This window comes from Dolichospermum sp. FACHB-1250 (assembly GCF_014696335.1).
GTDB lineage: Bacteria > Cyanobacteriota > Cyanobacteriia > Cyanobacteriales > Nostocaceae > Dolichospermum > Dolichospermum planctonicum.
The window spans coordinates 1-25,141 of the sequence record NZ_JACJPZ010000017.1 but is presented as its reverse complement, the minus strand read 5'-3'; the positions used below and the strand labels follow the sequence as shown (position 1 = coordinate 25,141).

Below are 25,141 nucleotides of genomic sequence, written 5' to 3'. Positions count from 1 at the left end.
AATATAAAAAGCAGTAGTACAGTGGCTAAACATGAAACATGACTCTCATTTATCTAGACTATAACTGCTTTCAGCGTGGCTTTGATGATCCAAGACAAGTTAGAATCCAAATGGAGGCTGTAGCTTGCCAAGAGATATTTACTCAAGCTCAAACAGAACAGGTAACTCTAGTTTGGTCTTTTATGCACCAAGATGAAACCGAATTATGTCCATTCATTGATCGTAAATATGCAGTGTTGGGCATGATCAGTTTGTGTAAAATAAAGGTAGCTCCAAAAACTGAAATAGTAGAACAAGCCCGTTTATTTCAGCAGTCGGCTAACCTATCAAGTAAAGATGCTTTACACTTGGCCTGTGCTGTTAATATTCAAGCTGATTTTTTCTTGACTTGTGATGAAAGTTTGAGGAAGCAATCTCAAAAATTACAGCTAGAGATAGCAATCATGAACCCTATTGACTATATTAGGAAGAATGAAAATTATGAAAATCAATAATATTATGGATGATACAGAAATTAGAGTACAAGGTATAAATGCTCTGTATAAGTCTCTTGGTTCAGCCGCAGCTATACGTTTTTTGAACTTACTACACAAAACGCCTACTGATTATGTAGAAATCTCTCGCACAATATATAAAGATCAAACTATAGATGAAATTTTTGCTAGAGCAAAAGAAAATTGGCAAGATTAATTAGCTCATGCGATCGCCTTTCTGTTCAGGATGTGGGAGTGTGCGTAAGCGAAGTGCTGCTGCAAGCAGTTCGGTTTTTGGGAATGTGAGGGAGAGCGATCATATTTTTAGAGGTATAATAGAACATAAAATGTATAAGTCCATTGCAAAAAACAAAAATGATATCTATCAAGCTAGATCGAGAAACGGAAACATACCTAGCAGAAATCATTACTCAAGAGAATACTACCTCTGAAGAACTGCTAAAAAAACTAATTTATCAACATTGGCAAACCATAAAACCTCGTCAAACCCTAGCTCAAAGACGAGGAAAACATCCAGAAAACCTATTACAAGATGCTGCTCCTAATTTATCATTACGAGAAAATCGTAAAAAAGACGTTGCAGAGCATATTCAAAACCGCCATCAAAAATATCATCAATGAATGATTATCCTCCTATTATTCTTACTGATAGCAGTATTTTATTTGCTTACTACAGCGTGCAAGATAATTATCATAAATCCGTTTGTAACTTTTTTGAACAATGTTCAAGTGAACTGATTACAACTATTCCTTGCGTGACCGAAGTGATGTATCTTTTGAGTAGAGATTATCGGACACAAAATGAATTTCTCAATGATTTAGCTCAAAAACTTTATCGTTGTATTCCTCTAATACCAGAAGATTTTACTCGCATTAGAGAACTTAATCAACAGTATGCAGACTTACCAGGGGATTTTGCTGATTTGTCATTAATTACTATCTCTGAACGGCTCAATATTTCATCAATTATTACATTAGATAGTGATTTTGATATTTACCGCAGTTATCGAAAACAGCCTTTTGAAAGAGTGTATTTAGATTTACAACGTTAGAGAATGATAGCGAAGCGCGACCTAGTAATCGCCTTTTTTGGGATGTGGGGGCGATTGGGGCAACATAAATTATTGAGAGCGATCGTTCCTGGGATGGGAGGTATAATTGGGGGATGCGATCGTTGTGTCATGGTGTACGTTTATGAGTGAATTATCTTTAAAAGTCCATGCTTTCTGGGATGAAGAGGCTCAAGTCTGGACTGCCTCTAGTGAAGATGTACCCGGTTTAATAACAGAAGCTAGTTCTTTAGAATATCTAGAGCAGAAGCTCATGATTATGGTTCCAGAGCTTTTAGAACTGAATCAAGTGATCTCAGGTGATTCAGGTCAAGAAATTTCAATCGATATCATTAGTCAACGGATTAGTAAAATCCTAGTGAATGTGTGATATGGCAAAATCATTTACTCCTGAACTTAAGAAAATCCTTTTGCCTTAGCCACTGTTTATCAAGTAGATTATTTGTTAACATGGAACTGTAAACATATTGCTAACGCACAAATCCAGAAAAAACTCTCATAAATTAGTATTCAATCTGGATATGAACTACCAACAATTTGTACACCTTATGAACTTATGGGAGATTAACTATGTAGAAAGATGAAGTATTAGAAGAAATTTACAAAATTCGAGAAGAACACGCTAAATCTTTTAATTATGATTTGCATGAAACTTGTCAAGATTTAAGGAAAAAACAGGTAGCTAAAAACAGAAAAATTATTACTCAACCTCTTATCAAATCACTATCCTAAACTAAGTTTTGGTATTGAGGGGGCGATAGCGCAAGCGCTGACTTGTCAGTTCGCTGTTTGGGATGTGGAGGTGCGATCGCTGCTATAATACAAACAGTTACTCTTTTTTGGAAAAAACACTATGGAATTAGTCACCTTAAATCAATCAGGACATCTGCAAATTCCTGAAATTATTAGACAACAGTTAGGTTTAAATAATGAATCCAAACTATCATTATAAGTTCAAGACGGAAAACTAATTTTAAAACCCATCAAAGAAGAACCATCACTTTACTATGAAGGTCATGTATTAGTCTCGGATGTGGAATTATTAACAGATGCTAATTCAATAATTGAAGAACTCAAAAATGAAAGAATGAATCAAGTAATTTCATGGTCAAAATATTATTTGATACATCAGTTTTAGTTGCGGCTATTTTAGTTAAACATCCTCATCATTTTCCTTGTTGGTCATGGCTAGAAAAGGTGAAAACCTCACTTGAAGGATTTATAATTACTCATACCTTAGCCGAATTGTTCTCAGTTATATCTTCTTTTCCTTCTCAACCTCGTTTTTCACCTCAAATCACTCAGAGGCTTATTCAGGAAAATCTCAAAGAATTTCAGATTATTTCTTTAACTGAAGATGATTATTATCAAGCTACAGAAAATATGGTCAATTTAGGGTTGACGGGAGGAGCAATTTATGATAGTTTAATCGCTTATTCTGCTTTAAAAATAGAAGCGGATAAAATCTTAACTCTTAATGGGAAACATTTTCTCCGTCTTGGCGATTCCATTACTGAGTTAGTAGAAGTTCCATCATATAAATAGCTGGTTTAAACTCAAAATTCACAATATCTAGCTATAGTAAATTATAGAGGTTGATCGCATTTGGGGATGTGGAAATGGGATCGCTGTTTGGGGGATGTGGGAAGGGCGATAGCGCAAGCGCTGCTGCAAGCAGTTCGCTTTTTAGTAAATACTGGAAGTGCGTAAGCGTTGCGCTACTGCAAGCAGTTCGCTGTTGGGGATCTGGAATGGCGATAGCGTTGCGCGACCTAGGAATCGCTTTTTTTGGATGTGGAAAGTGCGTTAGCGAAGCTTACCGTAGGTATTGCTTTTTGGGATATTGGGAGAGCGATAGCGAAGTGCGACCTAGAAATCGCTTTTTAGAGGGTTTGGGTTAAAAACTTAGGATATAATGATTGAAGATTCAAAAGAAGAGCTTAATTATGAATTACCAAGACATTATTACCATTGAATCAGGAAAACGCAGTGGAAAACCCTGTATTCGGGGAATGCGTATAACCGTGTACGATATTTTGGAATATCTAGCAGGTGGTATGACAGAAGCAGAAATTCTCGAAGATTTTTCAGAACTGACATCTGAAGATATTAGAGCCTGTCTATCTTTTGCTGCTGATCGAGAGAAAAAGTTATTTGTCGCTGCACTATGAAACTGCTATTAGATGAAAATCTGTCAGATCGGATTATTAATAAAATTATTGATCTATATCCCGATTCAGCACACGTTAAGACTTTAGCACTGATAAATACTGATGATGCAATTATATGGGAATATGCTAAAGCGAATAGTTTTGTGATTGTTTCCAAAGACTCTGATTTTCATCAACGTAGTTTACTTTATGGTCATCCGCCTAAGTTTATTTTTCTTCGTATTGGTAATAGTCCTACATCAAAAATTGTGCAGATTTTGACAGATAATTTTGTCACAATCATTCAGTTTGACAGCAGTGAAACAGAAAGTATTTTGGTCTTAACCTAACTTGGAGTACGATCGCCAATCTTATCGGGAGATGTGGGAGTGCGATAGCGAAGCTTACCTAAGGTATCGCTTTTGGGGTGTGGGGGGCGATAGCGAGGCGCTGCTGCAAGCAGTTCGCTTTTTGGGATGTGGAAGGTGCGATCGATACGACAGACTACGGCTATGCACTGAATAGGGAAAGTTTTGGAAGTTAATACGAATCGCTTTTTGGGGGATGTGGGAGGTGCGTAAGCGTTGCGCTGCTGCAAGCAGTTCGCTTTTTGGTGGGTTAGCAGGAGTCTTACCACCTATTTGCCAGCAGTATCCTTTGAGAAATCAGGGATCTATCTATGGTAAAATCTATTTTGTGTGCTTATTGGTGACAAATATGGCGCTGTGTATTTGAACGAGATCCAAAATTTACCTAAAAACTATACACCACAGGACTTTTAACTCTGTTCTCTGTTGCCTATTCTCAGCTATAGATTTTTTCTCTATTCTCTCTTTATTTATGAATCAAAATGTTATTAATACTTTACATCAACAGGGTTTAGATCATTATCGTAGGAGTAATTATCAACAAGCAATTGCTAGTTTTGATGCAGCTTTAGCATTATCTGCTAATTTTTCCATGGCGTATATTAATCGTGGTAATATCTTTCATATTTTAGGTAATTATGAAAAAGCGATCGCTGATTATAACCAAGCTATAAACATCAATCCTAATTTTGCTCAAGCTTACCATAATCGTGGCAATAGTTATTATGCTTTGCAAAAATACCAAAATGCTATTAATGATTATAATCGTTCTCTAGAAATTAATCCCAATTTTGCTACAGCTTACTACAATCGCGGTTTAATTTATGCTCATCTCCAAAATTATCACCAAGCAATTAAGGATTTTAATCAAGCATTAACAATAGTTCCTGATGATATTCAAGTTTACTATCAACGGGGTTTAATTTATGGCAATCTAGGGGATTATCACCAAGCAATTAGCGATTATAATCAAGCATTACAAATTAATCCTGATTTAGATATAGTATATGCTTTTCGAGCTAATGCACATCACCAATTAGGAAATTATGAAAATGCAATTACTGACTATAATCAATCATTACAAATTAATCCCCTTTTAGCTACAGCTTACTATGGACGGGGAACGGTGCGGGAAGCTATGCAGGATTTTGTCGGTGCTGTTGCAGATTATACTCAATCAATATCAATCACCCCAGAATTTGCTCCAGCATATTGCAAACGAGGTGACGCTCACAAGTTTTTAGGTAATATACAAGCAGCAATTAAAGACTATAACCAGGCTTTAACAATAGATTCTGACTTTTTAGCCGCCTATTATCACAGAGGAAATATTCGTTATACAGTCAAAGATTTTAATGGTGCAATCAGTGATTTTACTGAGGCTTTACGATTGTATCCCCAATCCGCTGTATTCTATAGCGATCGCGCTAATGCCCGTTATGCTCTGAATGACTATAAAAAAGCCATATCTGATTATACACAAGCAATCAGTATTAACCCTAATTTAGCTGAAGACTGGTTTAATCGTGGTCGCAGTTACTTTCTTTTAGGAGAATTAAAAGCAGCATTAACAGATTTAACCCAAGCAATACATTTACAACCACGTTATCCCCTAGCCTATTTAGTCAGAGCGGATATACATAGACAACTGGGGAATCAGTTAAACGCAATTACGGATTTCCGCAAATCCGCTGATCTTTATTACCAGTCAGGAAATATACAATATTATCAGGAGCTTACCAAGCTGATTTCCAGAATTTCCGAGGTGGGTTAACAACAGCGTCACCCACCACACCATGTTACCAATACACGTTACTCTATCGTAGATTTAACTTCTCGATAGCGTTCCTGAAGATCCTGAATCGTAAATAAAGCCTGAAATTGCAACCCAGCAGACTCATATAACTCCCCACCCCCTTGCAATCTATCTATCAGTGAAATTACCATATTTACAGTATAACCTGCTGCCTGTAATCGTTCCACGGCTTTGAGTGCAGATTGTCCAGTTGTTACCACATCTTCCAAAACTACGACTTTCGCACCCTGGGGTAAACTCGGACCTTCAATGTAAGCCATTGTACCGTGTCCCTTGGCTTCCTTGCGAATAATTAAAGCTGGTATTGGTCTATTTTCATAAACAGAGACTACACTCACTGCTGATACAATAGGATCAGCCCCTAAAGTTAAACCAGCTACAGCCTGAGTATCTTCAGGTAAGATATGTAGCAATAATCTTGCCATGGCTAAAGCACCCTGGGGATGAAGTGTTACTTGTTTCCCGTTAATATAGTAAGAACTACGTTGTCCAGAAGAGAGAACAAAATCACCCTCTTGATAAGCAAGCTGACAAAATAAATCTAGTAGCTGATGACGGAGAATAGTTAAATCAGTATTAACCGCCCAAATATTTGAGTTATTGTGGGTTTGAGTGGAATAAGACATTATAAACCATGAAAAGTTGTGTGAAACCAAACCTAAAACTCAACAGAGTTTTCAAATTAAGCATAAATTAAGACTTAACTCAAGCAAGCATAGACTTTTATGGTTAGCCTTGCAAATAAAATGAGCGCGGAGGGACTTGAACCCCCGACCCACAGGACCGGAACCTGTTGCTCTATCCACTGAGCCACGCGCCCTTGCATATACATTCAACACTATAACATACTTTTTGAATTTGGTGAAAATTAAATTCTTAGTCATTTTGTATGTTAAATTTTATACTTAAATTCAACTCTAAAATCTTTTTCACCATATAATTTAGTATCGTAATAATTTAGTATCGTAAGCGATCGCACTTTATTTTTTAGCACAAGTTGGTAAAATCAAAATATGAGTAAAAACATAGTTGTTGGATCTAGCAGTGCGAAGCCGTCAAATCCCTTATTTCCTGTTTATTTTGACTTTAGTTATCATAATTTGCTTTAGTAATTTCTGGCATAAATTACCAAATTTTCCTTGTAAAAATGACGGATTTATGATTAGTGAAAGTACAAAATATTATATTCATCCTAAGAAAGTTGTGGTTCGTCCTTGGTTAGGTCAACATCATGTATATGCTGTGTTTATGCTACCAAATAATTATTCACATGATCCTTTAATTAAAGTTAATTTACCATTCAATCAAACCTTCTGTGGAGTTGTAGCAAATCGTAGTCAAACTATAGCTGGAATTAATGCTAAACCGGGACATTATTTAGTAAAAGCATATTTACAAACACGCACTGCAATTAAGTTTATTCTCACAGGTAAAATCAATGATCTCAAAGAAGTAAAAAATTGGCAATTAGGTTATGGTCAAAAAGAGAATTAATAACCCTTTGGAGAACCATCACCGCGAGGATCGGCCGCTGCTTCTAGGGTATCATCTTCTGTAACTGTGATGGCATTTGCATTACCCCAAGGTCGAGTTTCCCTGATTTTATGTCCCCGTCGGCGTAAGTCTTCAGCGGTTAACGCATCTAAACCCCATGCTTCCACTCGCAATTCATCTGGTAGCCATTGGTGATGTATGCGGGGGACCGAAATCGCTGTACCAACATCCATTTTGGATTCTAAAACATTCAAAATTATTTGCAATACTTGGGTAATAATGGTACTACCACCTGGCGCTCCGACAGCCATTCGCAAGCGATTATTTTCGGTGATAATGGTGGGTGTCATACTAGAAAGGGGCGTTTTTTTGGGTGCTATACTATTAGCTTCCTTACCCACTAAACCAAAGGCGTTTGGTACTCCTGGTGCAACTGCAAAATCATCCATTTCATTATTTAAAACTATTCCTGTTCCGGGTGTGACAATTCCCGCACCAAAACCTAAGTTAATTGTGAAGGTTAAACTGACGGCGTTTCTATCTGCGTCCACTACATTTAAATGACTGGTTTCTGTTGATTCATGAAATTTTGAAGTTTTCAGTCCAGGTTTAATTTCTGTTGATGGTCTTGCCATTTTCATGTTAATTTCTTGACGACGTTTTTGGGCATAAGCTGGGCTAATAAGTTGAGAAATTGGAACTTTAACAAAATCAGGATCACCTAAATATTCGGCGCGATCGCTATAGGCAATTTTCATTATTTCTATGATTAAATGTATAGCATCGGGGTGATGCCATCCCCAAGACTTTAAGTCTGTGTCACCGATCATATTTAACATTTGTAATAAGTTAACTCCTCCAGATGATGGTGGGGGCATAGAACAGATTTTACTTTTACGAAAGTTACCACATACAGGATTGCGCCAGATTGCTTGATATTGTTTTAAATCTTCAATAGTAATTAAACCGCCATTCTTCTTCATGTCTGAGGCTATTGTTTCAGCAATTTTTCCCCTGTAGAAACTTTGAGGATTTTCAGAAATTGCTTCTAAAGTTTTAGCTAAATCAGTTTGAATTAATTTTTCTCCTGGTTGATAATATTCACCATTACGAGTAAATATTTTTTTAGCTGCGGGGTTTTTTAGTATTGCTTGTTTACGGTTTTCGTAAGCTGCTGAAGAACGCCAAGCAACCCTATCACTAATTATAAAACCATTTTTAGCCAGTGCAATTCCAGGTTTCATAACCTCTCGCCAAGGTAACTTACCAGAACGACGATGAACTTCATACATACCCGCTACAGTCCCCGGTGTTGCTACTGCTAAATAACCAGTAATACTCGCGCCGGGTCGCACTTTTCTCTCAGCATCTAAATACATATTTTTAGTAGCTTTAATGGGTGCGCGTTCTCGAAAATCTAAAGCTTTAATTTCCCCGGTTTTTTGAGAATGAAAAAGTAAGAAACCACCGCCACCAATACCAGCAGAAAAAGGTTCAACTACTGAAATAGCGAAGGTTGTAGCTACTGCTGCATCTACGGCATTTCCGCCTTTTTTTAACATTAAAAGTCCAGCTTCACTGGCCAGAGAATTTGCAGAAACTACCATTCCCCTTTTACTACGGAGGGGCAGGGTGATGGTAGCTGATACGGCTTGACTGGTGAGGATAGCAGCAAAGAAGATAAAGGAGATGATTAGGTGTTTTGTTTTGGTAATCATGGGCATTTTTAGCGTAAATTAAAGCGTGCAAAAACTAGTTAAATGATAAAATACTATTTATTCATCACCATTGGCAAGACTTAGATTATGAACTCATTTGAACGGATAACTATTGAAGGATATCGTCGCTTGTTTAATGTACAAGTTGATATGCGTGATCGTCCTCTGACAGTCATGATTGGTGCTAATGGTGTGGGTAAAACTTCTTTGTTAGAAATTTTTTCACTTTTAGCAGCATCAGCAAATGCTCAATTAGCAAACAAAATTTCTGAATTAGGTGGACTACCTGATATTATTACCCGTGATAGAGCCAATAGTATAACTATTTCTTTGTCTATGAGCGTACCAGGGTATGCACCACTTGATTACCAACTGGAAGTTGCACTAAAAGGTTTCACCTATGAAATTGCATTAGAAACACTAACTGAAAATAATCCCTTGGTTTTAGAACCATTCAAGCATATTAATTCACTTGGATTGGATGTGAAGTATTTTAGTACAGAAGATCAAAAATTATTACGTCCAAATTGGGATCATAATCCCTTGGAAACTTCTCTTGCTCAAGTTCCCAAAATGTATCAAGAACCTGAGAATCTACGTAAAAGATTAGCATCATGTACATTTTACGGTGCATTGAATGTTGCTCCTAAAAGTCCAGTTCGTTTACCACAATCAATGCGTCCTACAAGCCTACCTGGTGCTAATGGTGAAGATCTAGTTTCCTGTCTTTATTATTTACGAGAAACTGACCCAGAACGATTTGAAATTATTGAAGATACTCTAACTGCTGCTTTTCCAGATTTTGAAAGATTGGGTTTTCCTCCCGTAGCAGCAGGAACTATCACAATGACATGGAAAGATAAGAATTTTTCTAAACCTATTTATATGCACCAATTATCAGAGGGAACTTTGCGGTTTATTTGGTTAATAACATTATTGCAAAGTCCAGGTTTAACTGCTGTTACTCTTATAGATGAACCAGAAGTTAGTTTACACCCAGAATTATTAAGATTACTGGCTGATATGATGCGGGAAGCATCACAAAAAACTCAGCTAATTGTGGCCACTCATTCCGATAGATTAATTAGATTTTTGAAACCTGAAGAAGTGTTAGTTTGTGATGCTGAAGATGGTCTAACTACTATGAGATGGGGTGATAGTTTTAATTTAGAACATTGGCTAGAAGAATATAGTTTAGATCAAGTTTGGGCAATGAATTTAATGGGAGGTCGTCCATGAAAATAGCAATTTTAGTTGAGGGTGCAACGGAAACAGCATTTAAGCAAGTTTTATTAGGTTTTCTGATATTACGATAATATTAAATAAACAAAACAGGTTTTTATTGAAGCATGAATTAACCCACATCAACCCAATTTAAAATTAAGAAATGCTGCTAAAATCTATCAGTAATTTTATTCTGATTAAATCAACATTCCCGCAATTCCAGCAGTGATAAAACCTGCCAATAATCCGCCAATCATTGTTTTTACACCCATACGTGCTAAGTCTTTTTGACGGTTTGGTGCGATTCCTGTCATCCCACCAATGGTAATTCCTATTGAGCCAATATTGGCGAAATTACATAAGGCATAAGTAGCAATAATTATTGAACGTTGAGAAATTTCCTGTTTTTTAATCAGTTCTCCCAAATCCAAATAGGCGATAAATTCATTTAAAATCGTCTTTTTACCTAATAAAACCCCAACTTGTCCACAGTCAGCCCAAGTTATCCCCATTAACCAGGCTACAGGAAACATAATAAAAGACAACATCCATTCTAGTGATAATTGCGGATAACCAGATAATTTTCCCAACCAACCTAAACCAGCATTAACAGCGGCCAATAAACTTAAAAAAGCAATAATTATTACTCCCACATTCACCGCTAATTTTATGCCGTCAATTGCTCCAGAAGTCGCTGCGTCAATCACATTAACATAATTACTTTTGATATCTATATTAACTTTTCCAGTAGTGTCCGACACTTCTGTTTCTGGATACATAATTTTTGATACTATCAAAGAAACAGGAGAAGTCATAAAAAAAGCTGCAATTAAATGTTCTGGGGGAATGCCAAAAGATAAATAAGCACCTAATACCCCACCAGCAATAGTAGCAAAACCACCAGTCATAACGGCGTGTAATTCAGATTGAGTCATATTTGCTACATAAGGCTTGACCATAAGTGCCGCTTCTGTAGGTCCTAAGAAAATATTTCCTGCACAAGACAAAGATTCAGAACCCGATGTTTTCATGGTTTTCATCATTACCCATGCTAAACTGTTGACAACTCTTTGCAAAATACCATAGTGGTAAAGAACACTAATAAATGATGAGAAAAAGATGATTGTTGGCAGAATTTGAAAAGCAAAAAAATGATCTTTGAAATTTTCACCAAAGACAAATTTTGCCCCAACATCAGAAAAAGCTAAAAAATTAGCAACCATATTTCCTAAAGATTTAAATAAATTCAAACCCCAAGGAGTTTTGAGAATTACTAAAGCTAAAACAAATTCTAATCCTAACCCCCAAGCAACGGTCCGCCAACGCACAGCATTACGGTTAACAGAAAGGGCATAGGATATGGTGATAAAAATGCAGATTCCCAGGGACGAAATAACACGCTCCATATTCGGTATTTTAATATTTTCGTGGACAAAATGTGGACAAGATTCAGATTGTTTACCAACGGTAGGAGAACCTAATTGAGTTTCTATATTTAAACCTTTTGCACCTCCTAAAGATGCCATTTCTATAGCTTGACATAGCTTGACGAGGTGTAATCTAGTTTTGATAATCTGGTTCTGTAATATTATACAAAATCGTACCAAAAATGCGAAGCGTTTCCTAGTCTAATGAGGTACAAAATTATCTGTGTTTATCTGTGTTTATCTGTGTTTAATTCTAACTTCTTGTACATCACTTGCGTTGTATTTGCTTTGATTTGTATATAAATATTTATATATGAATTGTCTACATATATTTATGGTAAAGAATAAATATAGTATACGTATAGTATATTTATAGCTGTAGCCACTTTAATTTATTAAAATACTTAACATTAATTTACATTTATTTATTAGGAATTTTTTTATTAGTTGTGCTAGGCTGAACAACAGCAATTATTGCTAATGTTTCTTAAATAGGAGAAGAACTTTCTAGGAAATTAATTTTTAACGAGCCTTCTCCATTAGGTTTGTCACCCTACTGATATTTGCCGTTTCAGCTAGGGTGTTAGGTTTTGCAGCATAGAGTTGTAAACTTAATTGATATAAATAATCAATTGAGTTATAGCTATTTTGCTTAAATTTATTGAATGTAATTCTCATTAACAGCAAATAAAAGGAGCTAATTAACGCTATGAGTTTTAATTTGAACTTAAACCCTGTAAGTGACTATGGCTTAATGCCAAATACCAATGAGTTGATGTTTTACGGTAATGGTAATGATTTAATTACTAGTTTCAGTAATACTCAAGCAACAATTGTTGCCGGAGAAGGGAACAATATCATTAATAGTGCAGCAGGTAACGATATAATCTATGCTGGAGCGGGTCAAGACTTCATCAACGCCGGCAATGGTAATAACACCATTTTTACTGGTGGAGGTGTTAACAATGTTATTACTGGTAATGGTAATGATACCATTTATGCTGGTGATAATAATGATATCATTTATACAGGCAATGGTAACGATATCATTTATACAGGTAATGGTAATAACATTATTAATGCAGGTACGGGCAATGATCGGATTGTCCTAGGCAGTGGTCAAGATAAAATCATTCTTGAAGGTGGTAACGGCTCTGTCACGGTGTTTGGGTTTAATATCAACAGCGATAAGGTGAGTTTGGGAGAAAGCTTACTGGGCAAGTCATTACAATTTGTTACTCAAGGTTCAGATACCTTAGTCAAAACTGGTACTGATCTACTGGCGACCCTTAAGGGTGTAGCTAGGAGTTCCCAAGCCTTGTTAAATAAAATACCTCTATATAGGTATAATGTTACTGATTTGGGTTCTTTAAGTACAAATACTAACGGTACAGTGGTAGCCGCCTCCATTAACGACTTTGGGCAAATTGCTGGGCGATATGATACTGGTGCAACGTTTATCAACCAGAACGCCACAACAAATGTTACTCAAACAAATAATGTCCGCCAAGGATTCATTTGGGAAAATGGCTCTCAAACTGCCTTGACTAATACAGGTATAAAAAACGGACAGTCTGATTTTGGCGCCGCCAATGGCGCAACTGTCACTTTGCTGACAACCAATGTTAATACAATTGGCAATTCTGGAATTATTTTGGGAACGGCAGACGAAGTGCGTCAACCCATACCTAAAGCAACAGATCGAGCATTAGTTTGGCAAAAGAATGGTAATAATTACAACTTAACTATCAATGACTTTGGTGGTCTTGAAAGTTACTTATTCGATGCGAACAACTTAAACCAGGTTGTGGGGCGTAATATCCTGTCCTCAGGTCAGGATAAAGCTATTTACTCAGAAAATGGACTGATCCAAGAACTGACAACTTTAGGAGGTGATGGTGGTACTGCACGCGGTATTAATAATAAGGGGCAGATAGTTGGCTACGTAGACAGCGATGACACTCTCAATGATCAGTTTGTGAATACGGCCGTGATTTGGCAAAAAAATACTAGTGGTACTTATACAATGCAAAACCTGGGCACTTTTGGCGCAGAAAAAGCCACTTTACGGGATATCAATGATGCAGGTCATATCATTGGCTCAACCAGTAATGGTTCGGGAGCAACTGCAACGAGTGACGCATTTTTACTGAGAGACGGGAATTTCACAGACCTGGGTAGCCTTGGTGGTAACACTGGTTCAGCTAACGGAATCAATGAATTTGGACAAGTGATTGGAGCTTCCCAACTAGCTTCAGGTATAAACCATGCTTATGTTTGGAATGGCGGCGTGATGAGCGATTTGAATAATTTAATCACTACACCATTAACCTATAACGGTGCAACTGTCACCCTGAATAATGCTGTTAGCATTAATAATTTTGGGGATATTGTTGCAACTGGTACTTATACCTATACTAATAATGAGGGGCAAGCTCAAACGGGAACTCGTTCCTATTTACTGAAAGCGACTTGGTAAAGGATAGGTCATAATTGAATCAGTGAGGTATTTTATGACCTCACTGACCACTTCCTCAAACTTGTGATATTTTTATATTTATGATTTTTTTCTGTAGGGTTATTCGCTAGGTGCAAGATGCGAGTTAACCTAATTTCAAGCTATAAATTAAACAACGATAAGAACTGGCATTTATGAATCTACCCCTTCGGAAATTAGGAGTTCTACCAAATGCTTGGGAAGTAAATCAAACATTTGCGGATATTACCCGTCCCGAAAAGACCCCGCAACCAGTTGTTTTAGCAACAGAAACTAAAACTCTACGCTGCGATTTATCCAAAGCTGCTATCATTGTCATTGATATGCAGAACGATTTTTGTCATCCTGATGGTTGGTTAGCACACATTGGTGTAGATGTCACCCCTGCCCAGCAACCGATTGCACCCCTGCAACAATTATTACCACAAATTCGGGCTGCTGGTGTACCTGTAATTTGGTTAAATTGGGGAAATCGTCACGATTTATTGAATATCAGCGCCGGGTTACTGCACGTATACAAACCCACAGGGGACGGTGTAGGATTAGGTGATGCTTTGCCCAGCAATGGTGCTAAGGTACTAATGAAGGGAAGTTGGTCTGCTGCGGTAGTGGCCGAATTGGAACAACTACCAGAAGATATCCAGGTTGATAAATATCGCATGAGTGGATTTTGGGATACTCCTTTAGATAGTATTTTACGAAATTTGGGTATAACTACAATCTTCTTTGCTGGTGTAAATGCTGATCAGTGTGTTTTATCAACTTTGTCTGATGCCAATTTTTTAGGATATGATTGTATTTTAGTTAAAGATTGTACTGCAACAACTTCACCGGAATATTGTTGGTTAGCAACTTTATATAATGTTCAACAATGTTTCGGTTTTGTCACTGATTCTTCGGCAATTTTGACAGCAATTAATAATTAAGAATATGTACACTACTCGTTGTGTAATTCCAGTCATTAAATCTCCTCAAGATTATCAAGCATATCGTATTAGTCCCCATGACTCTAACCGATTAGCAATTATCTTTGATTCCACAAGCGCTAATACTTCTTTAACTTGTTGTGTGGAAATTTTTGACGTGGGTGGAAAAACACCACCAAACCGTCATGAATGGGCGGTAGAAATGTTTTTTATTCTCAAAGGAGAAGGAATTGTAATTTGTGATGGTAAAAAGGTAAATATCAAGGCTGGAGATAGTTTGTTAGTTCCACCTACAGGGACTCATTTGATTAGAAATACTGGTAAAAATCGTCTCTACGCATTGACAATTATGGTTCCTAATGAGAATTTTTCGGAACTAATTCGCAGTGGGATTCCTGTAGAATTAGATGCTGAAGATATGACTGTTTTAGGAAGATTGGATTCTTTAAAATTTTTCTAGTATTTTTATAGTTTTGGGCGATTTGAGGGTGTAACAACAAAGGTTTTTGCTGATGTTTTGTTACACTCTCAAGTTTAACTTTTTATCGGAAGACTAACCGAGAGAAATAAGACAGAGAAATCAAATGTCGTAGGCATATCCCCACTGAATTTTGCGGTGGTAAAGATAGTTTAGATAATTATCTATATAAACAAGCATCTCAGGATCTCAAAAAAAGAGTTGCAACTGTATTTGTTTTGATTGATGAGCCTGGTTCTCATGTTTTAGCTTACATAGAGAAGCTAATAGCAAGTTTTACTATTAAATAAACAATGCCGGAGAAACATTAAAAAATTCTCCTAAAGTTTTTGCTTGAGCTTTACTAATTGCTCTTTTCCTATTCACAACCTCAGAAACTACACCTTTAGAACCAATAACTCCTACTAAATCAGATTGTTTAATTCCCCTAGCATCCATTAAATGTTCTAACATTGCATGGGGAGATGATGTTTCAATAGGGTAGGTTTAGTTTCAAATTCTTCAATGAGAGTGACTAACAATTGTAGGATAGCAGTTTGTTCGGGTGTACGCTGTTGATCAGCCATTAATTTTTCCACAGTTTCTAATGCTTGATCATATTCTGCTTCGGTGGTGATAACTTTGGGTTGATATTCTACTAATAATTGACTGTAGGTGGTTTTATCTAAGGAAATAGTCATGGTTAACTCCTGTTAAAAGAAAGGATCATTTTTCCATATACCCGACTTCTGAGTATTAATTCATGGTTTGATGAACAAAGGACACAACGGTAATAGAGGTTAAGGGAAGATTGGCGATCGCCAATCTTGTAGATTGATAGGTTGCGCCTATTTTAAGGTCATTATCCTTACCTAATTATTGAAAATTTGCACACTTATAATTCTGAAAATAGTTTTTCCCAATCAACTGTATCCGGTCTATTTCCTTGATTTACTATTTCAAAAACTTTGTTAACAGCACTTTGATGAAATAAACTTTCTACACAAGCTGCGGCTACGTCAATACGACTAGAATCACCTGTAATTATATCCCCTGTTTTGAACACAACGTTTAATTTACCTGCGGTTGTAGCTTTGAGTAAAGTATTGAGATCATAGGATGTATAGGGTCCATCAATTAAACGTCCAGGACGAATGATAGTATAAGGTATTCCTGAATTAATAATTGCTTGTTCTCCTTTTTCTTTAGCATCAAGTACACCAAAAAGATTGAGAATATTAAAAGGAAATTGATGTTTGCGAAGAATACCACAGGAGGAAACAAAGACGAAGCGATTTAAGTTTTTTGGTGCGGATGATATCAGATTTGTTACACCTTGATTATCAACTTTAGTAGGGGTATTTTTAGCTTTATCTTCTAAAAATAGAGGATTGAATAGAGTAATTCCTAATTCAATAATGTTGGGATTTTGATTAAATTCCCATCTGGAAGAAGGAAAAGCGGTAGTTCCTGTACAACAAATAATAGAAGTAATATTTGTCATGGCTGCTGTTAAGCTGTCGGGTTCACGAATATCACCAATCGCAATTTCTACTTGATCATTAAACATTTTGTTGGCTTTTTCTGCATTCCTGGTGAGAATGCGAATGGGTAAGCCTTTTTCTAAAAGTTTACTAACTACGAGTTGTCCGACTCCACCGGTAGAACCGACAACTAAAATGAGATCTTTACTGCTGTTCATACTTTTATTAAGCAATGCTATTTAATCTACAATAATTTTGACTCTAATAGTTTACCATGACTGGAATCTTTTTTGAATAATTCGCCTCACGCCAAGACCCAAAGGTAAGGATTTTACTGTTGACTCCTGTTTTATGTTAAAATTACAATTATCAGTAGCTAGGGAATGAAGATTTATGGTTAACAAAATTCGCCGAGTTTCCAAGATGATCAATAAGTCACACGATAAGGAGTTTTTTCACCAAGCAGGAACTCCACCAGGAACAATCATTGTTGATGAAAATGCTGAACAACCCATTATTTTTTTAATTGACTATAACCAAACTGATCTGATTCGCAAACAAATAAGTTATCCAGAAGAGTGTCTTAACTATTTGGATACAGAATCCGTTTCTTGGGTGGATGTTCAAGGTTTAGGGAATAAAGATATTTTACACCGTTTAGGTCAATCTTTTGATTTACATCCTCTGGTTTTAGAAGATATTGTGAACATGATAGAACGTCCAAAAATTGAGGATTATGAAGATCAATTAGTGATTATTGCCCACATGGTTGTACCTAATAACAATAATGGCAGTTTTTATAGTGAACAAGTAAGTTTAGTTTTAGGGAAATATTATGTATTAACAGTGCAGGAAGAACCTGAACATGATTGTTTTGATGGAGTGAGGATGAGAATTGATAAAGGTAAAGGGATCATTCGTAGACAAGGTAGCGATTATTTAGCTTATTCTTTATTAGATGCCATTATTGATGGATTTTTCCCGGTTTTAGAACTTTATGGTGAACGCATTGATGAGTTAGAGGAAGAAGTAATAGTTAATCCTAATCAAAAAACATTGCAAAAAATATATCAAGTTAGGCGGGAATTATTACAGCTTCGCCGCGCAATTTGGCCTCAAAGAGACGCAATTAATTCTTTAATTAGAGACGGTAGTGAATTAATTAGTGATGATGTGAGAATTTATCTGCGAGACTGTTATGATCATGCAGTCCAAGTTATGGATATAGTGGAAACTTATCGGGAATTAGTAGCTGGATTAATGGATGTCTATTTATCAGCAATTAGTAATAAAATGAATGAAATTATGAAACTACTAACGGTGGTTTCTTCGATTTTTATTCCCTTGACTTTTATTGCAGGGGTATATGGGATGAATTTTAATACCGAAAAATCTCCCCACAATATGCCTGAATTAAATTGGTATTGGGGCTACCCCCTGTGTTTGGGAGCAATGGCGTTAGTTGCGATAAGTTTACTATACTTTTTTTGGCGCCGGGGTTGGTTGACTAATTCCGTTAATTTCCAAAAAGACTTTCACCGCTAGATTTGATAAAAATCCATAAAACTTAATAAAATAGAGACGTTTTAGGGAACATCTCTAAGTAGTGAATGGAATTAAATAACGGGTGCGGCTGTAAATATGAACCACAACAACAAAGCTAACATCAAGACACCGATTTTAACCAGCAGGTATGTATAAGCATGAGGGATAAGAAAATCTTGGGTCGTCATACTCCACCTCTACTTACTAGCGGTTAACTAGTTATTTATTAAATCTATTTTCTTACACTCCCATTATTGCCTAAAAATGGGTGAGAAACAGACTTGAGTTATGTTTCGTTAATATTTCTTAGCTTTATTTTTGATTGTCCTATGGCTTGATTAGCGGGATCTTGGGGTCATATTTTCTGATTCTAGGCTAGAGCGGGCTAGAAGCCCACCCATCTTCATATTTAATTATGCCTACCTATTTATCTATTTATGCGAATGGCACATCAATCAAAATGTTGCCCTCTTCGACGCGGAGGGGAAATACTGGCAGGGTTTTTTCTGGGGAAACCATTGAGAGTAATTTACCCACTACGGGTGGAAATGGACACCAGGTTTTGACTTCACCGTTACCCAAGTCAAAAGCACTACGATGAAAAGGGCAAACTATCGCCCCATTTTCGATTTTCCCGTTTTTTAAGGACATTTTTAAGTGCGGGCAGGTATTATCTACAGCATAAAACTGATTTTCGTGATTTAAAAGTAGGATTTGGCGATCGCCTACTTTTACTACTTCTCGCGCACCAGTAGCCAGTGCATTAGCAGCTAAAACTTGAGTCCAAGCCATGATCTTCTCCTGATTTTGTGATTTTATAAACCCCTTCTTAGTTTCTCGCAATTTTGCTCGGTGCGATCGCCAATCTTGATAATTTAGATTTCCGCAAACTCGATAGTTTCTACAAAGTCCAAAATAGTTTTCTTAATTTTCTCAGCTTCTTCCTTCACCGAACCGAGCGTTTCACTATTTAAAAAGCTGCGTTGGCTACTAACTACATACAAACATTCACTATTGACAAAGGACAATAATCCTCTATAGGCATCTAATCTTATGCCATGACCGTTAGTTTCCTGTTGAGAAATAGTTGAACCTTTTGGGATATTTACTAATACATAGTAATATCTTTTTAAAGGATCTTGCCAATATTCTCTATGCTTAACTTCAGCATCTGGTACATTAGAAATAATCGTCTCGGGCAGATATTCATTAACAATAATTTCATGAAGATAGGTTTCATGTCCTTGAGTTCTGATCTCCTTAATCTGTTCTAGAGACAGAGGATAATAATCAATTCTCAATAAAGTTCCCATATCATCCGAAAAACTCACCATTCCTTCTTCTGTTTGAATTTTTCCTCCCTGTTCAAAATCCAGAGGAATAGGAACTGTAAAATTTCCCAAAGGTGACTGATAAAATTGTTCACCAGATTCATTGAATATTATTGATTCAAATTCTTCATCATATTCTTCCTCATCTCCTGTTTGAACTGCGGCAATTACCTCTTGAATAATTTCTTCTGCTTCTTCATCTTCCAATTCTAAAGCTATTTGTAGTTGTTTAAGATAAGTCTTTTTATCAGCAGGAATCATCAAATCTTCAGCATCTAAAAGCATAATCACCCCAGCCGCAAAACCATCTAATACTACCTCCTCAGAAATAGCAGCATTAGCAGCATTAAATAAAGATCCTAATCCAGCATCTTCGGCTAGTTCTATCAGTGTATCCACGGTTTCTAACATTTGTTCTTCTGAGTATTCATCAAAAATCTCAAATTCCCAGAGAATATCAGCTATAATTTCCCCATTTATATCTTCAATGCCTAAATCAACTGCTGTGGTAATTACAGCAATTGCTACTACCGCTTCTTCTGGATTCAATGATGCTGCTATTTTCTCTTTTGATTTGAAAATATAGTCATACTTTGTCATAATGTCTAGCTCCTCAATTAATCTGCTGTTTGTACTTAATTACCTGGTTGGGAAATCCGGGTTTCAATATCTTCTAATGTTCGTAATAATAGACTATTTGCCTGTAATTGCCAACCCCATTTTTGAATTTTAAAAGCTGCTACAGTTCCCCCTATAGCTGCTAGTAAGCCCATGGGTTGATTCAGAGAAATCCCCAACAGCAAACCCAAACCAGCAATTCCCCAAAATGGTAAGGCCACCACTTGTCTTTGCTCCTCTACAATTTCTGCAATTTTGCTAGATGGCATTGTACCTAATAACGCAGCTTTTAGTTGCCGTTGTTCTGCTAATGATAACGATAAACTAATCCGACGGCGGAGTTTTTCCATTTTACGGGCATCAGTGCTATACTCCGTTAGTTCATCTTCTGCCATTTTTAACCATCGTTCTAATTGTGACATAGTAGATTAAATTTTATTGCTGGGCTACAGCTATTATTCTACATTTGAACTCAAATACCAAGGGATGATAAGGAAAAACTTGTTTACTACAATAGCACTTTTTCTCCAGGAAAGAGATTTATCATAGCGGTTCTTCCGCAAACTTGACAAATTTAAAAACATCCTCTAAGTATAATGGTATTGAACTACTGCTATTTCAAAAACCGCCAAAATCACAAATAACATGAACAAAACTTGGTTTCGATTGGGAATTATCGGCATATTTATCTTTTCATTCAGCCTACGTTTTTGGGGATTAAGCCGATTTAATACTTTAGTATTTGATGAAGTGTACTTTGCCAAATTTGGTAATAACTATCTGACCCACACACCATTTTTTAATGCTCACCCTCCCCTCAGTCAATATTTGATTGGCTTGGGTATTTGGATTAGTAATCATATTCCCATAGGCCGAGAACCTGCTGTAAATAGTCTCACAGGTTCTTTATTATCCCCTGGGAGTTATCGCTGGCTAAATGCTCTGACAGGTTCATTTATTCCCGTAGTCGTGACTTTATTAACTTATCAAGTAAGTTATCGTTATCGTTTGGCCTTATTGGCAGGATTCTTTACAGCTTGTGACGGATTATTTTTAGTAGAATCTCGTTATGCTTTAAGTAATATATATATAGTTATTTTTGGTTTACTAGGACAATGGTTATTATTATTAGCATTGCAGAAGCAAAAACAAAAACGTTGGTTTTGGTTGCTACTTTCTGGGATAAGTTTTGGTGCTTGCGTGGGAACTAAATGGAATGGTTTGTGGTTTCTTGGAGGTGCTTATAGTTTATGGATAGCAGTTTGGATAATTCACTACTTACAGTCTTTTGATTCTACATCTCGTACCCCCTTATTTCCTTATTTACACTTTTTTCGCACCTCCCATAATTCCCAGATTCTTACTAGAAAAACACCATTACAAAACCTGAAAGAAATAAATATTTGGCAGATGTTTTCCTATTTAGGAATTATTCCCGCAGTCGTTTATAGTTTGATTTGGATTCCTCATCTCCAACTTGATCAAAAATATGGATTTATTGAAGTCCATAAACAAATTTTACAATTTCATCTGCAATTAGGTGGTAATAGTCCTAGCGTTCATCCTTATTGTGCTGCATGGTATAAATGGCCATTATTAACCCGGCCAATGGCTTATTATTATCAAACTGCTCAAAGTATTCATGATCCCTTACCTGTATTTGGACCACCTTTACCTGATGGTACTGGTAAGATAATTTATGATGTTCATGCTATGGGTAATCCATTTTTATGGTGGTTTGGTTTAGCTGCTATGATATTTTTAATTGGTATGGTGATGATCAACATGACTATGCCAGGAATAGAAAAAAAGCTAGTATTTATCCCGAAAAATCTCAGCATTGATACTTGGATTGGTCTATTTCTAATTATAAATTATGGAGCTAATTTGCTCCCTTGGGTAAAGGTAACAAGATGTACTTTTATCTATCATTATATGTGTGCCGTAATCTTTACATTCATAGCCATTGCTTGGTTTGTAGATCAATGTTTACTGAGTTATTATCGCACATTGCGGTTTTTAGGTGTAACTATAACTTTTATAATTGTAGTTGCTTTCATTTTCTGGATACCTATTTATCTAGGTTTACCCCTCTCTCCTGATGATTATAGAATGCGGATGTGGTTTAATTCTTGGATTTGATAGAAATACCTAATATGAATTTGCGTGCGGTCTTGCGGTCAATTATTCTGGCAATATTATTCTATTTGGTATTGCTTAATATAACTATACAAATACTGTAGCTTTTATCAGATTAAATTTTACATTTCTTATCTATATATTAGGTTACAAACAGTTAAATTGTGTAAGAATAAAGGACAAGAGCGATTGTACCTATAGACTGTACCACTGTCAAAGGTACTAAATCAAAAAAATTTTTATAGGTGTGAGGAATTTAGATGCAATCTATATATTTTATGCTCCAAAATCATGGAAGGAAGGGTTTATGGATATCAATGTTAAGCAACAGCATATTAATATCACAGGCTCAAAAGAAGCGCAAATACATTTGATTAGTGAAATTCAGCCCCATGGGATTTTGTTAGTCTTACAAGAGCCAGATTTACAAATATTACAAATTAGTCAAAATACTTTTAATACTTTTGGCATATCTCCAGAAGATATGGTACAACAGGAATTAGAAGACTTACTAGATCCTTACCAAATACAGAAAATCAAATTTTGGTTATCAGAAGAAAATTTAGATTTTATTAACCCTACCAAAATTTGGATCAAGAAACAAGGAGATGAATATACAATATTTGATGCCACTTTTTATCGAAATTCTCAAGGATTTTTAATCTTAGAATTAGAACCGACAGCATCTCAAGAGAATATTCCTTTTTTAAGTTTTTATCATTTAACTCAAGCCTCAATTAATCGATTAAAAACAACTAAAAGCCTCCGTGATTTTAGTCAAATTATTGTCCAAGAAATCCGAAAAATAACCGGATTTGACAGAGTCATGTTATATAAATTCTGTGATGATGGACATGGTTCTGTAATTGCTGAAGAAAAAATAGATAGTTTAGAGTCTTATTTAGGATTACATTATCCAGAATCAGATATTCCTCAGCCAGCACGACAATTATTTCTAGAAAATTCCATTAGAGTTATTCCCGATACAAACGTTCAATCATCAGTAGAAATTTTCCCCAAAATTAACCCAGTTAGCGGAAAACCTATTGATTTAACTAATTCTACTCTCAGAAGTGCCGCACCATGTCATATAGAATATTTACATAATATGGGCGTAGGTGCATCTTTGACAATTTCCTTAATTAAGGATCACAAACTTTGGGGTTTAATTGCTTGTCATCATCAATCATCCAAATATATTTCCTACGAATTACGGAAAGCTTGTGAATTTTTAGGAAGAATTATATTTTCAGAAATTTCTGGCAAAGAAGAAACAGAAGATTACAAATATCAGATAAATTTGAAACAAGTTCAATCCCAATTGATTGAATATATGTCTCAAGAACAGAACTTTATTGATGGTTTAGTCAAAAATCAAATAAATCTGCTAGATTTAACTAATGCAGAGGGAGCAGCAGTTTATTTTGGCGGAAAATATACCCTAATTGGTAATACTCCTCCAGCAGAAGAACTGAATTTTTTAGTAGCATGGCTAAAAAATAATGTCAAAGATGAGGTATTTTCCACAAATTCCTTACCTCAGATTTATCCAGATGCGATTAGCTTGAAAAACGTTGCTAGTGGGTTATTAGCTATTCCCATTTCTCAGAAAAATTATCTATTGTGGTTTCGACCAGAAATAATTCAAACTGTCAATTGGGGTGGGAATCCCCATCAAGCTTTTTCAGTTGATGAATCTGAGGGAAATGTCCGGTTGTGTCCGCGTAAATCATTTGATTTATGGAAAGAAATAGTTCAATTAACATCTTTACCCTGGCAAAATGTAGAAATTAAAGCTGCATTGGAATTACGAAAATCCATCATCAATATTGTCCTCCGTCAAGCTGATGAATTAGCCCAATTAGCTGAAAATTTACAACGTTCTAATGCAGAATTGAGAAAATTTGCCTATGTCGCTTCCCATGATTTGCAAGAACCATTAAATCAAGTAGCCAATTATGTGCAACTTTTGGAAATGCGCTATGCAGCAACAATAGACGCAGATGCAAAGGAGTTTATTAGTTATGTTGTCGAAGGAGTAAGTTTAATGCAGACCTTAATTGATGACGTACTCGCATACTCCCAGGTAGATACATTAGGAATTGTTTTTCAAGTCACGGAAGTAGAAACTGCTGTAAATCGGGCTTTGAAGAATTTACGTCAACGGATTACGGAAACTGGTGCAATCATTACCCATGATCCCTTACCCACCGTCATGGCCGATGAAACACAATTAATCCAGCTATTTTTAAACCTCATTGGTAACGCTATTACAGCAGTTTTCAGGTAAATAAGCCACAGTGGTTGAACCAGTTGAAAGCATCATCTTCTGTAAGATAATTAACTGCAATCGTCATCGCTTCATTGAGGGATTCTAATGTCC

At 36.1% G+C, this 25,141-nt stretch carries 27 protein-coding genes, 1 tRNA gene and 1 pseudogene; 18 read left to right on the top strand and 11 right to left on the bottom strand.

All coding sequences use genetic code 11. From position 1 onward, the window contains the following. The first annotated feature begins 38 nt into the window (after positions 1-38). The 9 genes and pseudogenes from H6F39_RS08005 (at position 39) to H6F39_RS07965 (ending at position 4,064) form a co-directional block, all read left to right on the top strand. Positions 39-494: a PIN domain-containing protein gene (locus tag H6F39_RS08005; protein ID WP_137906233.1), complete on the top strand. Its 456-nt coding sequence runs from the start codon at positions 39-41 to the stop codon at positions 492-494. After that, positions 481-690: a hypothetical protein gene (locus tag H6F39_RS08000; protein WP_039201908.1), complete on the top strand. Its 210-nt coding sequence runs from the start codon at positions 481-483 to the stop codon at positions 688-690. Before H6F39_RS08005 ends, H6F39_RS08000 begins: the two co-directional genes overlap by 14 nt. Positions 691-848: 158 nt before the next feature. Then, entirely contained in the window at positions 849-1,115 is a 267-nt protein-coding gene (locus H6F39_RS07995; RefSeq protein ID WP_137906234.1) for a hypothetical protein, read from the top strand. Then, entirely contained in the window at positions 1,112-1,546 is a 435-nt protein-coding gene (locus H6F39_RS07990; protein WP_137906235.1) for a type II toxin-antitoxin system VapC family toxin, read from the top strand. The genes H6F39_RS07995 and H6F39_RS07990 overlap by 4 nt, the downstream gene beginning before the upstream one ends. 142 nt (positions 1,547-1,688) lie before the next feature. Continuing rightward, positions 1,689-1,934 (top strand): DUF1902 domain-containing protein, encoded by a 246-nt coding sequence (locus tag H6F39_RS07985; protein ID WP_137906236.1) that lies wholly within the window; start codon positions 1,689-1,691, stop codon positions 1,932-1,934. Positions 1,935-1,976: 42 nt separating this feature from the next. Continuing rightward, positions 1,977-2,132 (top strand): annotated as a pseudogene (locus tag H6F39_RS20655) (DNA-binding protein); the annotation flags it as partial. Between the two features lie 536 nt (positions 2,133-2,668). Next, a complete protein-coding gene (locus tag H6F39_RS07975; protein WP_190396507.1) occupies positions 2,669-3,109 on the top strand; it encodes a PIN domain-containing protein in 441 nt (146 codons plus the stop codon). Between the two features lie 401 nt (positions 3,110-3,510). Continuing rightward, entirely contained in the window at positions 3,511-3,735 is a 225-nt protein-coding gene (locus H6F39_RS07970; RefSeq protein ID WP_137906238.1) for a DUF433 domain-containing protein, read from the top strand. Continuing rightward, entirely contained in the window at positions 3,732-4,064 is a 333-nt protein-coding gene (locus tag H6F39_RS07965; RefSeq protein WP_137906239.1) for a DUF5615 family PIN-like protein, read from the top strand. The genes H6F39_RS07970 and H6F39_RS07965 overlap by 4 nt, the downstream gene beginning before the upstream one ends. Here H6F39_RS07965 and H6F39_RS07960 read toward each other — a convergent pair. Further along, positions 4,061-4,312, bottom strand: coding sequence for a hypothetical protein (locus H6F39_RS07960; RefSeq protein WP_137906240.1), 252 nt, complete (start codon positions 4,310-4,312; stop codon positions 4,061-4,063). The genes H6F39_RS07965 and H6F39_RS07960 overlap by 4 nt on opposite strands. 242 nt (positions 4,313-4,554) lie before the next feature. On the opposite strand from H6F39_RS07960, the gene H6F39_RS07955 reads away from it, so the two are divergent. Continuing rightward, positions 4,555-5,856, top strand: coding sequence for a tetratricopeptide repeat protein (locus tag H6F39_RS07955; protein ID WP_137906241.1), 1,302 nt, complete (start codon positions 4,555-4,557; stop codon positions 5,854-5,856). A 38-nt stretch (positions 5,857-5,894) separates the two neighbouring features. Here H6F39_RS07955 and pyrE read toward each other — a convergent pair whose 3' ends face one another. Then, positions 5,895-6,524 (bottom strand): orotate phosphoribosyltransferase, encoded by a 630-nt coding sequence (gene pyrE / locus H6F39_RS07950; protein ID WP_137906242.1) that lies wholly within the window; start codon positions 6,522-6,524, stop codon positions 5,895-5,897. A gap of 121 nt (positions 6,525-6,645) precedes the next feature. Continuing rightward, positions 6,646-6,718 (bottom strand) — tRNA-Arg (locus H6F39_RS07945). Between the two features lie 338 nt (positions 6,719-7,056). Between H6F39_RS07945 and H6F39_RS07940 the strand changes: the two genes are divergently transcribed. Continuing rightward, a complete protein-coding gene (locus H6F39_RS07940; RefSeq protein WP_228036413.1) occupies positions 7,057-7,392 on the top strand; it encodes a hypothetical protein in 336 nt (111 codons plus the stop codon). Here H6F39_RS07940 and ggt read toward each other — a convergent pair. Beyond that, positions 7,389-9,110, bottom strand: a complete 1,722-nt coding sequence (gene ggt, locus H6F39_RS07935; protein ID WP_370539374.1) for a gamma-glutamyltransferase — start codon at positions 9,108-9,110, stop codon at positions 7,389-7,391. The two genes, H6F39_RS07940 and ggt, sit on opposite strands and share 4 nt — an antisense overlap. An 87-nt stretch (positions 9,111-9,197) precedes the next feature. On the opposite strand from ggt, the gene H6F39_RS07930 reads away from it, so the two are divergent. After that, positions 9,198-10,349 (top strand): AAA family ATPase, encoded by a 1,152-nt coding sequence (locus tag H6F39_RS07930; RefSeq protein ID WP_137906244.1) that lies wholly within the window; start codon positions 9,198-9,200, stop codon positions 10,347-10,349. 182 nt (positions 10,350-10,531) lie between these two features. On the opposite strand, the gene H6F39_RS07925 is transcribed toward H6F39_RS07930, so the two are convergent. Beyond that, complete coding sequence (locus tag H6F39_RS07925) at positions 10,532-11,740, bottom strand: NupC/NupG family nucleoside CNT transporter (protein ID WP_190371520.1); 1,209 nt, start codon at positions 11,738-11,740, stop codon at positions 10,532-10,534. 730 nt (positions 11,741-12,470) lie between these two features. On the opposite strand from H6F39_RS07925, the gene H6F39_RS07920 reads away from it, so the two are divergent. From H6F39_RS07920 to H6F39_RS07910, 3 genes are all read left to right on the top strand, one after another. Next, the gene (locus H6F39_RS07920) at positions 12,471-14,240 is read left to right on the top strand and encodes a hypothetical protein (protein WP_190371484.1); all 1,770 of its coding nucleotides are present in this window, start codon (positions 12,471-12,473) and stop codon (positions 14,238-14,240) included. 173 nt (positions 14,241-14,413) lie between these two features. Then, a complete protein-coding gene (locus tag H6F39_RS07915) occupies positions 14,414-15,184 on the top strand; it encodes a cysteine hydrolase family protein (protein WP_190396505.1) in 771 nt (256 codons plus the stop codon). A gap of 4 nt (positions 15,185-15,188) precedes the next feature. After that, positions 15,189-15,644: a cupin domain-containing protein gene (locus tag H6F39_RS07910; RefSeq protein WP_137906248.1), complete on the top strand. Its 456-nt coding sequence runs from the start codon at positions 15,189-15,191 to the stop codon at positions 15,642-15,644. Between the two features lie 300 nt (positions 15,645-15,944). Here the strand turns inward: H6F39_RS07910 and H6F39_RS21125 are convergent, their stop codons facing one another. The 3 genes from H6F39_RS21125 to H6F39_RS07900 all read right to left on the bottom strand — a co-directional run bounded on the left by H6F39_RS21125 (position 15,945) and on the right by H6F39_RS07900 (position 17,343). Then, positions 15,945-16,115, bottom strand: coding sequence for a type II toxin-antitoxin system HigA family antitoxin (locus H6F39_RS21125; protein WP_306420152.1), 171 nt, complete (start codon positions 16,113-16,115; stop codon positions 15,945-15,947). Beyond that, positions 16,109-16,342, bottom strand: a complete 234-nt coding sequence (locus H6F39_RS21120) for a hypothetical protein (RefSeq protein ID WP_306420153.1) — start codon at positions 16,340-16,342, stop codon at positions 16,109-16,111. Before H6F39_RS21120 ends, H6F39_RS21125 begins: the two co-directional genes overlap by 7 nt. Before the next feature lie 194 nt (positions 16,343-16,536). Then, a complete protein-coding gene (locus H6F39_RS07900; RefSeq protein ID WP_137906249.1) occupies positions 16,537-17,343 on the bottom strand; it encodes an SDR family oxidoreductase in 807 nt (268 codons plus the stop codon). A gap of 175 nt (positions 17,344-17,518) precedes the next feature. Between H6F39_RS07900 and corA the strand changes: the two genes are divergently transcribed. After that, positions 17,519-18,670 (top strand): magnesium/cobalt transporter CorA, encoded by a 1,152-nt coding sequence (corA, locus tag H6F39_RS07895; RefSeq protein ID WP_137906250.1) that lies wholly within the window; start codon positions 17,519-17,521, stop codon positions 18,668-18,670. A 435-nt stretch (positions 18,671-19,105) separates the two neighbouring features. Here corA and H6F39_RS07890 read toward each other — a convergent pair whose 3' ends face one another. The 3 genes from H6F39_RS07890 to H6F39_RS07880 form a co-directional block, all read right to left on the bottom strand. After that, entirely contained in the window at positions 19,106-19,462 is a 357-nt protein-coding gene (locus H6F39_RS07890) for a Rieske (2Fe-2S) protein (protein ID WP_137906251.1), read from the bottom strand. Positions 19,463-19,545: 83 nt separating this feature from the next. Beyond that, positions 19,546-20,601, bottom strand: a complete 1,056-nt coding sequence (locus H6F39_RS07885) for a tellurite resistance TerB family protein (RefSeq protein WP_190396504.1) — start codon at positions 20,599-20,601, stop codon at positions 19,546-19,548. Between the two features lie 35 nt (positions 20,602-20,636). Then, on the bottom strand, positions 20,637-21,041 hold the full coding sequence (locus tag H6F39_RS07880) for a hypothetical protein (protein WP_137906253.1): 405 nt from the start codon (positions 21,039-21,041) through the stop codon (positions 20,637-20,639). A 223-nt stretch (positions 21,042-21,264) separates the two neighbouring features. On the opposite strand from H6F39_RS07880, the gene H6F39_RS07875 reads away from it, so the two are divergent. Together H6F39_RS07875 and H6F39_RS07870 are read left to right on the top strand one after the other, a co-directional pair. Beyond that, positions 21,265-22,761, top strand: coding sequence for a dolichyl-phosphate-mannose--protein mannosyltransferase (locus H6F39_RS07875; RefSeq protein WP_190396503.1), 1,497 nt, complete (start codon positions 21,265-21,267; stop codon positions 22,759-22,761). 304 nt (positions 22,762-23,065) lie between these two features. Then, positions 23,066-25,048 carry a GAF domain-containing protein gene (locus H6F39_RS07870; protein ID WP_242028624.1) on the top strand — a complete coding sequence of 661 codons (1,983 nt, stop codon included), beginning with the start codon at positions 23,066-23,068 and terminating at the stop codon, positions 25,046-25,048. Positions 25,049-25,141 lie beyond the last annotated feature (93 nt).

Excerpts from the sequence above, each read along its gene's own strand:
- H6F39_RS08005 (WP_137906233.1), top strand. The coding sequence starts at position 39 with ATGACTCTCATTTATCTAGACTATAACTGCTTTCAGCGTGGCTTTGAT.
- H6F39_RS08000 (WP_039201908.1), top strand. The coding sequence starts at position 481 with ATGAAAATCAATAATATTATGGATGATACAGAAATTAGAGTACAAGGT.
- H6F39_RS07995 (WP_137906234.1), top strand. The coding sequence starts at position 849 with ATGATATCTATCAAGCTAGATCGAGAAACGGAAACATACCTAGCAGAA.
- H6F39_RS07990 (WP_137906235.1), top strand. The coding sequence starts at position 1,112 with ATGAATGATTATCCTCCTATTATTCTTACTGATAGCAGTATTTTATTT.
- H6F39_RS07985 (WP_137906236.1), top strand. The coding sequence starts at position 1,689 with ATGAGTGAATTATCTTTAAAAGTCCATGCTTTCTGGGATGAAGAGGCT.
- H6F39_RS07975 (WP_190396507.1), top strand. The coding sequence starts at position 2,669 with ATGGTCAAAATATTATTTGATACATCAGTTTTAGTTGCGGCTATTTTA.
- H6F39_RS07970 (WP_137906238.1), top strand. The coding sequence starts at position 3,511 with ATGAATTACCAAGACATTATTACCATTGAATCAGGAAAACGCAGTGGA.
- H6F39_RS07965 (WP_137906239.1), top strand. The coding sequence starts at position 3,732 with ATGAAACTGCTATTAGATGAAAATCTGTCAGATCGGATTATTAATAAA.
- H6F39_RS07955 (WP_137906241.1), top strand. The coding sequence starts at position 4,555 with ATGAATCAAAATGTTATTAATACTTTACATCAACAGGGTTTAGATCAT.
- pyrE (WP_137906242.1), bottom strand. The coding sequence starts at position 6,524 with ATGTCTTATTCCACTCAAACCCACAATAACTCAAATATTTGGGCGGTT.
- H6F39_RS07940 (WP_228036413.1), top strand. The coding sequence starts at position 7,057 with ATGATTAGTGAAAGTACAAAATATTATATTCATCCTAAGAAAGTTGTG.
- ggt (WP_370539374.1), bottom strand. The coding sequence starts at position 9,110 with ATGATTACCAAAACAAAACACCTAATCATCTCCTTTATCTTCTTTGCT.
- H6F39_RS07930 (WP_137906244.1), top strand. The coding sequence starts at position 9,198 with ATGAACTCATTTGAACGGATAACTATTGAAGGATATCGTCGCTTGTTT.
- H6F39_RS07925 (WP_190371520.1), bottom strand. The coding sequence starts at position 11,740 with ATGGAGCGTGTTATTTCGTCCCTGGGAATCTGCATTTTTATCACCATA.
- H6F39_RS07920 (WP_190371484.1), top strand. The coding sequence starts at position 12,471 with ATGAGTTTTAATTTGAACTTAAACCCTGTAAGTGACTATGGCTTAATG.
- H6F39_RS07915 (WP_190396505.1), top strand. The coding sequence starts at position 14,414 with ATGAATCTACCCCTTCGGAAATTAGGAGTTCTACCAAATGCTTGGGAA.
- H6F39_RS07910 (WP_137906248.1), top strand. The coding sequence starts at position 15,189 with ATGTACACTACTCGTTGTGTAATTCCAGTCATTAAATCTCCTCAAGAT.
- H6F39_RS21125 (WP_306420152.1), bottom strand. The coding sequence starts at position 16,115 with ATGTTAGAACATTTAATGGATGCTAGGGGAATTAAACAATCTGATTTA.
- H6F39_RS21120 (WP_306420153.1), bottom strand. The coding sequence starts at position 16,342 with ATGACTATTTCCTTAGATAAAACCACCTACAGTCAATTATTAGTAGAA.
- H6F39_RS07900 (WP_137906249.1), bottom strand. The coding sequence starts at position 17,343 with ATGAACAGCAGTAAAGATCTCATTTTAGTTGTCGGTTCTACCGGTGGA.
- corA (WP_137906250.1), top strand. The coding sequence starts at position 17,519 with ATGGTTAACAAAATTCGCCGAGTTTCCAAGATGATCAATAAGTCACAC.
- H6F39_RS07890 (WP_137906251.1), bottom strand. The coding sequence starts at position 19,462 with ATGGCTTGGACTCAAGTTTTAGCTGCTAATGCACTGGCTACTGGTGCG.
- H6F39_RS07885 (WP_190396504.1), bottom strand. The coding sequence starts at position 20,601 with ATGACAAAGTATGACTATATTTTCAAATCAAAAGAGAAAATAGCAGCA.
- H6F39_RS07880 (WP_137906253.1), bottom strand. The coding sequence starts at position 21,041 with ATGTCACAATTAGAACGATGGTTAAAAATGGCAGAAGATGAACTAACG.
- H6F39_RS07875 (WP_190396503.1), top strand. The coding sequence starts at position 21,265 with ATGAACAAAACTTGGTTTCGATTGGGAATTATCGGCATATTTATCTTT.
- H6F39_RS07870 (WP_242028624.1), top strand. The coding sequence starts at position 23,066 with ATGGATATCAATGTTAAGCAACAGCATATTAATATCACAGGCTCAAAA.